Source organism: Sphingobium sp. TA15 (assembly GCF_037101235.1).
GTDB classification, from domain to species: domain Bacteria; phylum Pseudomonadota; class Alphaproteobacteria; order Sphingomonadales; family Sphingomonadaceae; genus Sphingobium; species Sphingobium indicum.
Genome location: NZ_AP025355.1, coordinates 485,876 through 497,420, shown reverse-complemented (window position 1 = coordinate 497,420; position 11,545 = coordinate 485,876). Strand labels below are relative to the sequence as shown.

The following is an 11,545-nucleotide window of genomic DNA, read 5'->3' as shown; positions in this document are numbered from 1 at the left end:
TTTACCGATCCCTGGTCGTCGCCGCGCGCGGCAGTTCGCGGGCCAGCCGGTCCACCTCCGGCAGGCTGGCAAGATAGGCGTCCAGCGCCTCTGTCAGCATCTGCTGCGCGGAGCGGCCCACAATGGCGCTGGCAAGGCGCAGCTTCAGATGGCGGTCGGCATCCAGCCGCAGGGTGAAGGCGGCCTTGCGACCCTTCGCCGCGGCGGAGGCACGGGCCTTCTTCCTGGTTTTTTCGACCTTGGCGGGGGCAGCCGTTTCGGCGATGCGTTCGGCCAGTTCCTCGCGCTCGGTCACGACGGCGGGCACCGGCGCGACGGCGGGAACCGCCGTCATCGGCGTCAGACCGGCGACGGAGCGGGCTTCGGACGGCGCCGGTTCCGGCTGCGTCACGTCAAAGCCCATGTCGTTCCAGCCCAGATCCTCCTGCAACGCCGTGGCTCCGGCGGTCAGGCCGAAGACGGGACGGCGCATGGCGGGCGATGCGGCGCCCTTGCGCGCCAGCAGGCCGGACGTCAGCGAAGCGAGAGGTTTCGGTTCGACCATGATGCTCCCCTTCTCTTATTGCGAGATCCGGCGGCCGAAGCCGCCGCTTGCCGGACGGACCGTGCCCGCCGTGCCGACGGCATTGTGCGGCACGGAAAAGACGGTGCGGCGGAAATTCTTTTCCAGCCGGTCGGACACATAGGTCCATAGCTGCGTGACCTCCCCCGCGGAGCGGCCATTGGGGTCGACCTCCATCACCGTGCGTCCGTCGATCATCGATGCGGCGAAATCGGTGCGGTGGTGCAGCGTGACCGGCGCGACCGTGCCATGCTGCGACAGGGCGACGGCGGCTTCGGACGTGATGCGCGCCTTGGGCGTGGCGGCGTTGACGACGAAGATCAGCGGCTTGCCCGCCCGTTCGCACAGGTCGACCGTGGCGCCCACGGCGCGCAGATCGTGCGGGCTGGGGCGGGTCGGGACGACGATCAGCTCAGCGACGGAAATGACGCTCTGGATCGCCATGGTGATGGCGGGCGGCGTGTCGATGACGGCGAGCTTGAAACCCTGCTGGCGCAGGATTTCCAGGTCGGCGGCCAGGCGGGCCACCGTGGTCTGGGCGAAGGCGGGATATTCGGCCTCGCGCTCGTTCCACCAGTCGGCCAGCGAACCCTGCGGGTCGATGTCGATCAGCACGACCGGACCGGCGCCCGCCATTTGCGCCTGGACGGCCAGGTGTCCCGACAGGGTGGTCTTGCCCGATCCCCCCTTTTGCGATGCCAATGCCAATATGCGCACGCAACTTCCCCCAAAAATCCAATGGGGGGAGGAGTGCCACAGGCCCGCCTAAGAATTGGTTAATCCGCGCGGAAGCCTGACAGCCGGTAAAAAGGCGATGTTCTTAATGCTAAGTCGCTATTAACCTTGCGTCGGCATAGGATCGTGCAAGAACCCTTGGGGAGCATGAGCATGAAGCAGATCTGGGGCGTGCTGGCCGCCGGAACGATGTTGAGCCTGGCGCAGGCTGCGTCGGCCGATGTGAAGGCCGGCGTCGATGCCTGGCAGCAGGGCGATTATGCCAGGGCGGTGGCCGTGTGGCAGCCGCTGGCGCAGTCCGGCGATCCCGATGCGCAGTTCAACATGGGCCAGGCCTACAAGCTGGGCCGCGGCGTGAAGGCCGATCCCGCGCTCGCCATCGACTGGTATCGCAAGGCCGCGAAACAGGGCCATTCCCGCGCCGAGGACAATCTGGGCCTTCTGATGTTCCAGCAGGGCGACCGCGCAGGCGCCTTTCCCTATCTGCAACGCGCCGCCGAACGGGGCGAGCCGCGCGCGCAATATATCGTCGGCACGGCCCTGTTCAACGGAGACCTGACCGCGAAGAACTGGGTGCGCGCCTATGCGCTGATGACGCGGGCGTCGCAATCCGGGCTGGCCCAGGCGACGGCCAGCCTCCGCCAGATGGACAAATATATTCCGCAGGACCAGCGCAACGACGCGATCGCCATGGCCGGGTCCATCGGCCGGCAGAGCGCGGCGGCGGATGAACCCCGCCTGCCCGCGCCCGTGGTGCGGGAGGCCCCTGCCCCCGTGCGGACGGCGCAATTGCCGCCCTCCACTCCATCCAAGCCCAAGGCTCCGGAACCGGCGGCGAAACCAGCGCCCGCCAAGACAACAGCCGCCAAGCCCCCAGAATCCAGGCCCCCAGAATCCAGACTCCCTGCATCCAGACTCCCTGCATCCAGGCCCGCACTGCCCAAGCCGGCGAGCGGCGGCTGGCGCGTTCAGATCGGCGCCTTCAGCGCGGAGGCGCGCGCCCGCGCGCTCTGGACGCAGCTCAGCGCGAAGGTCGGCGGCCTGTCCGGCTACCAGCCCTATATCCTGACCAGCGGCGGCGTGACCCGGTTGCAGGCCGGTCCCCTGGCAAGCAGCGCGGACGCCAGCCGGCTGTGCGGCGCGATCAAGGCGGCCGGGGCGGAGTGCATGCCGAAGAAGATGTAAATCTTGCCACAGCTTGGAATTTTATTTCAACCGTGCGATAATGGCGCATCAGCACGGAGCGTCCCATGTCGGTGGAAAATCAGTCGGTGATCAATGCGCTGGTGGAGGGGTTTCTCGGCCCCGAACCGGCACGGGCGGCGCTCGCAGCGCTCGATTTGGCTCCCCGCCTGACGGGACAGGGCGGCCCCCATGTCACGCGCGCCGCCTTCGCCATGGCGATGAACGTCGCGCTGTTCCACGACCTTCTGGAAAGGGTGCCCAGCGGGGCCGCCTATGTCGCGGACCGGCTGGCGCGGGGCGGCAAGGTGGTGTTCGACCATGGCGCGCTGCGCACCGTGCGGCTGGCCAAGGGCGCGACCGGACAATTGCCGCCCGGCGAGGAGGCGTTCACCCGCATATTGGTGCCGCTGGGCTATGAGATGGCCGCCGTCTATCCGCTGGACCGGCTGCGGATGACCGGCCGGGCCTATCGCCATGTCGACCTGCCCGAAGCGATCCCGCAATTCTTCCTGTCGGAACTGCATGTCGACCGTTTCGACCCGGAATTCGCCGAAGCGGCGGCGCGCATATTCGGCACTTCCCGCGATCCGCTGACATCCGAAGCGCAGGCCGTGCTGGAAAAATTCGCGGACGACCGCCCCGTCACGCTGGATGAAGCCGCCGCGGCCCTGCCCGCGATCGTCGCGGCCTTCGACCGACAGCACCGGCCGCCGAGCGTCGAGGATTATGAACTGCTGCTTTCCCGTTCCCATGAGGCGGCCTGGATCGCGACGGAGGGCAATGCCTTCAACCACGCGACGGACCGGGTGGCGGACGTCGCCGCACTGGCGGAACGGCTGAAGGCGGAGGACTGGCCGATCAAGGACCGGCTGGAAATCTCCCGCACCGGACGGGTCAGGCAGACGGCCCTGCGCGCCGACACGGTGGAACGGCTCTTTGCCGGCAACGAACTGCGCCGGGTTCCAGGATCGTTCTACGAATTCATCAGCCGCGACATCGATCCTGAAACCGGCAGGCTGGACCTTGCCTTCGACACCGGCAATGCGACGGGCATCTTCGCCATGACCGGCGTGCAGGGCGAAGGACGCGGATAACGGGTTGATCGGCGCGCAGGCTTGAGGCAACGGGTTCCCGATCTTGCGGGGGAGATGCGCGTTGACTGATCCGGTTGTCCCATCCTGGGTGCTGACGCTGGCCTGCGCCGACCGGGTCGGCATCGTCGCGGCCGTCAGCCAGTTCCTGGCGGAGCGCGGCGGCTTCATCACCGACAGCCAGCAATATGCCGACCGGAAAGCGGGCCGCTTCTTCATGCGCGTCGCGTTCGAGGCGACGGACGATGGCATGGGCGACACCGACCGGCTGCGCGGCGAGTTCGGCGATGTCGGCGCCCGCTTCGCCATGGACTGGCGGCTGACCGCCGCCGATGAAAAGCCGCGCATGCTGATCGCGGTCTCCAAGGGATCGCACTGCCTGGCGGACCTGCTGCACCGCTGGCAGACGGGCACGCTGGCGGTCGACATCATGGGCGTGGCGTCCAACCATCCCGACATGCGCCGGATCACCGAATGGCACGGCATCCCCTATCATGAGCTGCCGCCCAATGGCGACAAGGCCGCGCAGGAGGAGGCGCTGTTCAGCCTGTTCGAACGGACGCGCTCCGAATATCTGATCCTCGCCCGCTATATGCAGGTGCTTTCCGAAGGGCTGGTGGAAAGGCTGGCCGGGCGCTGCGTCAACATCCACCACAGCTTCCTTCCCGGTTTCAAGGGCGCGCGCCCCTATCACCGTGCGCATGAGCGGGGCGTGAAGCTGATCGGCGCGACCGCCCATTTCGTGACCGCCGATCTGGACGAAGGGCCGATCATCGAACAGGCGGTGGAGCGCGTCGACCATCGCGCGACGGCGGAGGACATGATCCGCATCGGCCGCGACATCGAAGCCCAGGTGCTGGCCAGGGCGGTAAGCTGGCTGGCCGACCGCCGGGTGCTCCAAAATGGCGGCAAGACGGTGGTGTTCCGCTAGGGTGTGTGGGGATTCAGTCCATGGCGGGCTGCAAATAGCGGCTTTCTCCGCTTCCGGTGCTCACGTACTGAAGTACGCTGCGCGCCAGTTCTCGAAATCCACTATTTTCGCCGCGCCCTGAACTGAATCCCCACACACCCTAGGCCGTATCGATGCTGGAACGATACGCATCCTGGGGAACCCGCGCCTCAGGCCCGCTGGTAATCCCGCCTGAAATCCGCCGCGAAGCTCGCAAAGCGTCCGGCGGCTATGCTGTCCCGGATTTCCTGCATCAGCGCCTGGTAGAAATGGATATTGTGCTGCGTCATCAGCATCGCGCCAAGCATCTCGCCGGCCTTGACCAGATGATGCAGATAGGCGCGGCTCCAGGTCGCGCACACGGGACAAGCGCAGCGCGGATCGAGCGGTCCCATATCCTCCGCGAAGCGCGCATTGCGGATATTGAGCGGCCCAGCCCAGGTAAAGGCCTGTCCGTTGCGCCCGCTGCGCGTCGGCAGCACGCAATCAAACATGTCGATCCCCCGCTCCACCGCGCCGACGATGTCGTCGGGCTTGCCTACGCCCATCAGGTAACGCGGCTTGTCCGCCGGCAGCATGGCGGGCGCGAAATCGAGCGTGGCGAACATCGCCTCCTGCCCCTCGCCCACCGCCAGCCCGCCCACGGCATAGCCGTCGAAGCCGATGTCGATCAGCCTTTCCGCCGAAATCCGCCGCAGCCCCTCGTCCAGCGATCCCTGCTGGATGCCGAACAGGGCTGCCCGTTCGGCATGCTCCCCCCCTGCGTCGAACCCATCGCGCGATCGCTTCGCCCAGCGCATGGACCGCTCCATGGACTTCGCCGCCTCGTGATGGGTGCAGCCGTTCCTGGTGCACTCGTCAAAGGCCATGACGATGTCGCTGTCCAGCAACCGCTGGATTTCCATCGAGCGTTCCGGGGTCAGCATATGCCTGGACCCGTCGATATGGCTGGAAAAGGCGACGCCCTCCTCGCTCATCTTCATCAGCGCGCTGAGGCTCATCACCTGGTATCCGCCGCTGTCGGTCAGGATCGGTCGGTCCCAGCCCATGAAGCCGTGCAGCCCGCCCAGTCGCGCCACGCGCTCCGCGCCCGGACGCAGCATCAGGTGATAGGTGTTGCCCAGGATGATGTCGGCGCCGGCCGCCCGCACTTCGGCGGGGCGCATCGCCTTGACCGTGGCGGCGGTGCCGACCGGCATGAAGGCGGGCGTGCGGATTTCGCCCCGCCGCATCTGGATGGCGCCGGTGCGGGCCTTGCCGTCGGTCGCGGCAATCGAAAAGGAAAAGCGGGGATTTGTCACGCTGCGCGCTGTAGGATCGAAAGGCGCGCCAGACAAGGCCGCAAAGGCGCGCTTCAGCCCTTCTTGCGCAGTCCGTCCAGCGCCACGACGGCATCGACGTCGAAGCCATCGACGCGGCGATAATTGCCGATGAAGCAAAGACAATCCGCCGCCAGGCTGAGCCGCCATGACTCTCCTTGCGCATCGTGCAGCAGCAGGGTCACAAGCTGCTTTTCGGTTCGGGGCCTGTTCATGATCGGGATCGTAATTAATAAAGGTTAACAAAGGCCTGCACCCGATTTGCGGCATATCGTCAAAAGTCAGTTTGTTGCATTAATGCAACGTTTACCTTTGCGTAACGGAATAATTGGCGACATCCCTGCAACAGTTGCAACTAAAAATGGTTAATTCCGCAGCAAGGCCCATCGGCGCGATTGCATAAGGGCCGTAACCCTGTTCTGCTCATCGTCAATAGCAACTCGGGGGCTCAGATGATTGATTCCGGGCGATTTAATTCCGCGCGAGAACATATGGACGACCTGACGCCCGCCCATCTTCCGGCGGAGGAGGACGCAGCCCTCGCCGCCGTTACGGAAAGCGTGGTTTCCGCGCCTGACATCGGCACCTCGACGATGTTCGACCTGGGCCAGATCGACGTGAGCTGGGACGCGGATGCGGCCACGTTGTGGGCCTTCATGACACCCACGAATCGGCCGAATTTCAGCCCCGCCATGTTGCGCGACGTCCGCTATTGGTATGTGGAGACCAAGCGGTTGTTCGACGCGGGCAAGTTGCCGGTGAAATATATGGTTGCCGGATCGCGCTTTCCCGGCGTTTTCAATCTGGGCGGAGACCTGGAACTGTTCGCCGGCTGCATAGAGCGAGGCGATCTGCCCGGCCTTGTCGATTATGGCCATGCCTGCATCGACGTCGTGCACCGCACCTGGCGCAATGGCGACCTGCCCGTGGTCTCGATCGCGCTGGCGCAGGGCGACGCATTGGGCGGCGGCTTCGAAGCCTTGCTCTGCTTCGATGTTGCCATTGCGGAACGCAGCGCGCGCTTCGGCGTGCCGGAAATGCTGTTCGGCCTCTTCCCCGGCATGGGGGCCTATTCCATTCTCTCGCGCAAGCTGGGGCGGCTGGCGGCCGAACGGATGATCCTGTCGGGCAAGATCTATACCGCGCAGGAGATGCACGACATGGGCATCATCCACACGCTGGTGGAGGATGGCGAGGGCGAGCAAGCGGTGCGCGACTATATTGCGTCCAGCCTGCCCCATCATGCCGGCCATGTCGGGGTATTCCAGGCGGGCCGGCGCGTCGATCCGCTGGAATATGACGAACTCAAGGACATTGTGGAGAATTGGGCGGCCACTGCGCTCAAGCTGGACCTTAAGAGCGTACGGATGATGCGCCGCCTGGCATCGGCCCAGGCCCGCCTGCACAGATAGGGTCAGGCGCGCCGCCGATCCTGAAGTCTGGCGACGCTGCCGCTGTCGTCATCCATAAGTCGCATCATCTCCAGCACCTGAGGCGCGGGCACCGGCCGGCTCAGCACGAATCCCTGGACGTTGGTGAAGCCCATTTCACGGGCGCAGCGCAGTTGATCGTCGGTCTCGATCCCTTCCGCCACCGTTTCCACATCCAGGGCGTGCGCCAGATAGGCGACCGACTGGGCGATGGCCCTGTGACGGGCATTGCCCTCGACCCCGCGCATGAAGCTCTGGTCGACCTTGATCGTGTCGAAGGCATAGTCGCGCAGATAGCCGAGCGAGGAATAGCCGGTGCCGAAATCGTCGAGCGCCAGCCGCAGGCCGATCCGTTGAAGGTCGGACAGGATCAGGTTAGTGCGGCCGCTATCCTCCAGGAAGATCGACTCGGTGACTTCCAGTTCCAGCCGGCGCGCCTTCAATCCCGATCGCATCAGCGCCGCGATCACCGCGCGGGGCAGCCCGTCGCTCTTGATCAAGACGGGGGAGATATTGACCGCGACGCGGACATTCTCATCCCATTCCATCGCATCCTGGCAGGCCTGCTCCAGCGCCCAGGCCGTGATCGGCTCGATCATCGAGCAGCTTTCCGCGATGGGGATGAACTCCGCCGGGGAAATGCGGCCGAGCGTCGGATGGTCCCATCGCATCAGCGCTTCGCAGATCGCGATCTTGCCCGATCGCGTATCGAAGATCGGCTGATAATGCAGCATCAGCTCCTTGTTCGCCATGGCGCTGCGCAGACCCATTTCCAAGTCATAGGTGCGGTTCTGCCGTTCCTTCATCGACCAGGTGAACTGCGCGTGGCGGTTCCGCCCGGCATGCTTCGCCTGGTAGAGCGCCATGTCCGCATGCTGGAGCAGTTCGTCGCTGTCCTGGCCGTCCTCCGGGGCGACGGCTATGCCCATGGAGGCGGTCACGCCCAGAAGATAGCCGCCCACGTCGAAATCATGCGTGAATTCGGCCATGATGTCGCCGGCGATCCGCTCCGCTTCGGATCGGTCGGCGCCCGGACAGATCAGTACGAACTCGTCCCCTCCGAATCGCGCGACATGGCCGCGCCCGTCCAGCGCGTGAGACAATCTTTCGGCAACCCTGCACAAGAGCTGGTCGCCGATCATATGCCCCAGAGAGTCGTTGATTTCCTTGAAGCGGTCCAGATCCATCCAGAACACCGCCATCGGATCCTTGTCGGATCGTCGGCCGTCGAACATTTCGCGCAACCGCATCTGCATCGCCATGCGGTTTTCGACGCCCGTCAGGCTGTCGAACCGGGCCAGACGCTCGAACTTGACGGCAAGCTGTGTCTTTTCATATTTGCCCTGCAACGCTTCCAGGACGATGCGGTGCGTCGCCTTGGTGATGTCCGCCATGGCGAAGATCATCAGGAAGCAGAGAATTCCGAGAACCGTATAGCCCAACCCGCCGGCAAGGACGAGCCCGAGCGATGTGGGCAGTAGGGAAAGACATGTCTGCCCCACCGCGACATGGATGCGGCCCGCATTACGACCGGAAATACCGCCGGAATAGGACGCCACGAGACACACGGCCAAAACATGAAGCGTCGCATCCTGGGACAGCAAAAGGGTCGCGAAGGTCAATATCCCCAGCAGCGCGGCATAGCCCCAGGCGCCCAGTTCATAGGCCAGTCCCCAGATCGGCTGCGTCCCGCCGTTCTGATGGGCGAGCTGCCGCTGGAAATAAACGGCCGAGATGGATCGGCTGAGGCCCACCAGGCAGATCAGAATTGCGATCACGGTAATGGCCGTGAGTTTCGCATAAAATGCGATCACCAACCCCAGCGCGCCACCCGCCACCGCGCCGATCATCAGCGATGCGGGAGAAGCATAGAGAGATTTGACGAGATTCGCCTGCACTTCAGCGCTTTGCTGAGTGTCGGGCGTCATGCGCCCGCGCAAGGATGCGATCAAGTTTCGTTGAGGGCGTGACACGTCACTGCCACCATTGCCGAAACATGATTTCCATTTGGTAAATCGCGGCGCCCAAAAGCGCTGGAAATTGGCCGTCGTTACGGAATCAGGCGATGGTCGCGGCTTCTTGCCGACGGAGCAAGACAGGAGGACTTGCTTTCCATGGCCTTAGCCGGAAAATAGCGCCATCATGCCTCATTCCCTGCATCGCCCGGTCTGGAACGCGGTGGATTCTATCTCGAAGTGCGAAATCCTTGGTTTTATAGGGGTTTGATCCCCTTTCCAGGAAGGCACGATATGGAAGGCTATCAGCATCTGGGTCTGGATGAGCGACGCGATATTTATCGACTGATCGGAACCGGACGCACAGTGAAGCAAGTTGCAGATGCGCTGCGACGACATCCTTCGACGATTTATCGAGAGATCAAGCGCAACCGGCATTTTGATGAAGAACCGCTGTTCCGAGGATATTTCCCGACTGCAGCGCAGACCATGGCCAGCAATCGTCGCGTGCGCGGAGGCAAGATTGCTCGCCAGCCGGAACTCGCCGCCTACATTGCTGATCGCTTGTTGGCGGCCTGGTCGCCAGAACAGATTGCAGGTTATCTTCGGCGTCATCGCGGTCAGCGGGAGGCGGTGTGCCACGAAACCATTTACCAGTATGTCTACGGCGCTGAGGGACGGCACCATAAGCTTTGGCGCCATCTGCCAGTTGCCCGCCGTTCGCGCCGGCAACGTTATGGCCGAAAGCCGCGCGGTCTCCATATACCCGTGGCAAATACGATCGGCGCGCGGCCGCAGGAAATCGCGGATCGCAGCAGTTTCGGCCACTGGGAAGGCGATCTCCTGATCTTCAGGAGAGAATATGGCAAAGCGAACCTCACCTCGCTGGTTGAGCGCTGTAGCCGCTTCACCTTCCTGACGCGTAATCCGAGCCGGCATTCTGCCGGTGTCATGGCCGGCATCGATCGGCATTTACGCGACATGCCGCCTCCCCTCCGGCGCAGCATCACCTTCGATCGAGGCACGGAATTTGCTGCCTTTGCGACCCTGCGGAACAGGCTCGGCATCACCAGCTATTTCTGTCTTCCCTCAGCGCCCTGGCAAAAAGGCGGCGTGGAAAATTGCAACGGGCGGATACGGCGCTTCCTACCCTCCGACACCGACCTGGCACTGCTCTCAGACAGGGAAATCCAGGCCGTTGCCGATCGCCTCAACAGCACACCGCGCAAGTGCCTGGGCTATCGCACCCCGCATGAGGTTCTGGGGGAGCAAATCGCCCTCCTCAAAGCCGGATAAATTTGGCCATCCGGGGTGGGGCTCGCCCCACCCCGGATGAAATGCTACGCATCACAACGGGTGTCGCACTTCAAATCGAAACCGCCCGCCCTCAACAGCGGCTGGAAGCCTTTGGCTCAGGGGAATGCGCTCGCCCTGCGGATCGATCCGCGCTACGGGCCCTTCGCCGCGGCGGCCGACGCCAGTCCCGCCGCGCAATCGGCGCTCGCCGCGCTCGCGCCCGAACAGGGAGAGCTTTGGATCGTCGAACCCGACGCGCAGACGCCCCCGCCAGGCATGAGGCTGGTCCGCGAAGCGATGCTTGCGCAGATGGCGGCGGACGATATTCCGGGCGACGCCGCCGCCGCGGACATCGTCACCCTGACCGATGAGGACGCTGAGGAAATGCGCGCCCTTGCCTTGATGACCAGGCCTGGTCCCTTCCTGCCGCTCACCCATCGGCTCGGCCGGTTCATCGGCATCAGGGAACAGGGCAGGCTGATCGCCATGGCGGGCGAACGGATGCGCATGCCGGGCTTTGCCGAGGTCAGCGGGGTCTGCACCCATCCCGATCATCGCGGGCGGGGCCATGCCAAAAGGCTGATGCGGATCGTTGCAAAGGCCATGCTGGAACGGGGCGAAACGCCCTTCCTCCACGCCTATGCCGCGCATGAGGCGACGGTGGCGCTGTACGAAACGCTCGGCTTCCGCATCAGGGCGCGGATGCACATGATGGTGATCGCCGCCGGCTGAGCCGATGCCCTTCGCGGCCGTCCTTTCGCTCAGCCGATATGCGTGAACCGCTCCAGCGTCACCCAGCCTTCGACATAATTGGCGTAATAGAGGCCGAAGAGAGCCGCCGACAGGATCGTCGCGCGGATGGCGACCCTGCCGGGGCGAAAATTGCTGGGCGCGCTCTCCGCCTGGCCCGGCCGCAATGCCTCGCCCGTTTCGTCGGGCGTGCGAACGCCGAAGGGCAGCACGATGAAGGCGCTGATCACCCAGAACAGCGCGTAGATGGCAAAGATCGCATACCAGTTCATG

General features: G+C 64.4%; 12 protein-coding genes. 6 read left to right on the top strand and 6 right to left on the bottom strand.

Annotation, left to right across the window (positions count from 1 at the left end; all coding sequences use genetic code 11):
• Nucleotide 1 precedes the first annotated feature (1 nt).
• Nucleotides 2-544 carry a hypothetical protein gene (locus Sj15T_RS02575; RefSeq protein WP_013039738.1) on the bottom strand — a complete coding sequence of 181 codons (543 nt, stop codon included), beginning with the start codon at nucleotides 542-544 and terminating at the stop codon, nucleotides 2-4.
• A 15-nt stretch (nucleotides 545-559) separates the two neighbouring features.
• Nucleotides 560-1,279 (bottom strand): ParA family protein, encoded by a 720-nt coding sequence (locus Sj15T_RS02570; RefSeq protein ID WP_007684902.1) that lies wholly within the window; start codon nucleotides 1,277-1,279, stop codon nucleotides 560-562.
• 165 nt (nucleotides 1,280-1,444) lie between these two features.
• On the opposite strand from Sj15T_RS02570, the gene Sj15T_RS02565 reads away from it, so the two are divergent.
• From Sj15T_RS02565 to purU, 3 genes are all read left to right on the top strand, one after another.
• On the top strand, nucleotides 1,445-2,482 hold the full coding sequence (locus tag Sj15T_RS02565) for an SPOR domain-containing protein (RefSeq protein ID WP_013039737.1): 1,038 nt from the start codon (nucleotides 1,445-1,447) through the stop codon (nucleotides 2,480-2,482).
• A 65-nt stretch (nucleotides 2,483-2,547) separates the two neighbouring features.
• Nucleotides 2,548-3,576, top strand: coding sequence for a DUF1338 family protein (locus Sj15T_RS02560; RefSeq protein WP_013039736.1), 1,029 nt, complete (start codon nucleotides 2,548-2,550; stop codon nucleotides 3,574-3,576).
• A 61-nt stretch (nucleotides 3,577-3,637) separates the two neighbouring features.
• Nucleotides 3,638-4,504 (top strand): formyltetrahydrofolate deformylase, encoded by an 867-nt coding sequence (gene purU, locus Sj15T_RS02555; protein WP_041385802.1) that lies wholly within the window; start codon nucleotides 3,638-3,640, stop codon nucleotides 4,502-4,504.
• Between the two features lie 188 nt (nucleotides 4,505-4,692).
• On the opposite strand, the gene tgt is transcribed toward purU, so the two are convergent.
• Entirely contained in the window at nucleotides 4,693-5,823 is a 1,131-nt protein-coding gene (gene tgt / locus Sj15T_RS02550; protein WP_013039734.1) for a tRNA guanosine(34) transglycosylase Tgt, read from the bottom strand.
• A gap of 53 nt (nucleotides 5,824-5,876) precedes the next feature.
• On the bottom strand, nucleotides 5,877-6,056 hold the full coding sequence (locus tag Sj15T_RS02545; protein ID WP_013039733.1) for a hypothetical protein: 180 nt from the start codon (nucleotides 6,054-6,056) through the stop codon (nucleotides 5,877-5,879).
• A gap of 276 nt (nucleotides 6,057-6,332) precedes the next feature.
• On the opposite strand from Sj15T_RS02545, the gene Sj15T_RS02540 reads away from it, so the two are divergent.
• Complete coding sequence (locus Sj15T_RS02540) at nucleotides 6,333-7,253, top strand: crotonase/enoyl-CoA hydratase family protein (protein ID WP_013039732.1); 921 nt, start codon at nucleotides 6,333-6,335, stop codon at nucleotides 7,251-7,253.
• Nucleotides 7,254-7,255: 2 nt separating this feature from the next.
• On the opposite strand, the gene Sj15T_RS02535 is transcribed toward Sj15T_RS02540, so the two are convergent.
• On the bottom strand, nucleotides 7,256-9,199 hold the full coding sequence (locus Sj15T_RS02535; RefSeq protein ID WP_021223960.1) for an EAL domain-containing protein: 1,944 nt from the start codon (nucleotides 9,197-9,199) through the stop codon (nucleotides 7,256-7,258).
• Nucleotides 9,200-9,520: 321 nt separating this feature from the next.
• On the opposite strand from Sj15T_RS02535, the gene Sj15T_RS02530 reads away from it, so the two are divergent.
• Both Sj15T_RS02530 and Sj15T_RS02525 read left to right on the top strand, forming a co-directional pair.
• Nucleotides 9,521-10,522 (top strand): IS30 family transposase, encoded by a 1,002-nt coding sequence (locus Sj15T_RS02530; protein WP_013039050.1) that lies wholly within the window; start codon nucleotides 9,521-9,523, stop codon nucleotides 10,520-10,522.
• A 36-nt stretch (nucleotides 10,523-10,558) separates the two neighbouring features.
• Nucleotides 10,559-11,254, top strand: coding sequence for a GNAT family N-acetyltransferase (locus tag Sj15T_RS02525; protein WP_338756194.1), 696 nt, complete (start codon nucleotides 10,559-10,561; stop codon nucleotides 11,252-11,254).
• 29 nt (nucleotides 11,255-11,283) lie between these two features.
• On the opposite strand, the gene Sj15T_RS02520 is transcribed toward Sj15T_RS02525, so the two are convergent.
• On the bottom strand, nucleotides 11,284-11,544 hold the full coding sequence (locus Sj15T_RS02520; protein ID WP_007684885.1) for a DUF1467 family protein: 261 nt from the start codon (nucleotides 11,542-11,544) through the stop codon (nucleotides 11,284-11,286).
• Between the last annotated feature and the right edge of the window lies 1 nt (nucleotide 11,545).

Bases quoted from the DNA above. Each gene is read 5' to 3' on its own strand.
- Sj15T_RS02575 (WP_013039738.1), bottom strand. From the start codon at position 544: ATGGTCGAACCGAAACCTCTCGCTTCGCTGACGTCCGGCCTGCTGGCG.
- Sj15T_RS02565 (WP_013039737.1), top strand. From the start codon at position 1,445: ATGAGCATGAAGCAGATCTGGGGCGTGCTGGCCGCCGGAACGATGTTG.
- Sj15T_RS02560 (WP_013039736.1), top strand. From the start codon at position 2,548: ATGTCGGTGGAAAATCAGTCGGTGATCAATGCGCTGGTGGAGGGGTTT.
- Sj15T_RS02545 (WP_013039733.1), bottom strand. From the start codon at position 6,056: ATGAACAGGCCCCGAACCGAAAAGCAGCTTGTGACCCTGCTGCTGCAC.
- Sj15T_RS02540 (WP_013039732.1), top strand. From the start codon at position 6,333: ATGGACGACCTGACGCCCGCCCATCTTCCGGCGGAGGAGGACGCAGCC.
- Sj15T_RS02535 (WP_021223960.1), bottom strand. From the start codon at position 9,199: ATGACGCCCGACACTCAGCAAAGCGCTGAAGTGCAGGCGAATCTCGTC.
- Sj15T_RS02530 (WP_013039050.1), top strand. From the start codon at position 9,521: ATGGAAGGCTATCAGCATCTGGGTCTGGATGAGCGACGCGATATTTAT.
- Sj15T_RS02525 (WP_338756194.1), top strand. From the start codon at position 10,559: ATGAAATGCTACGCATCACAACGGGTGTCGCACTTCAAATCGAAACCG.
- Sj15T_RS02520 (WP_007684885.1), bottom strand. From the start codon at position 11,544: ATGAACTGGTATGCGATCTTTGCCATCTACGCGCTGTTCTGGGTGATC.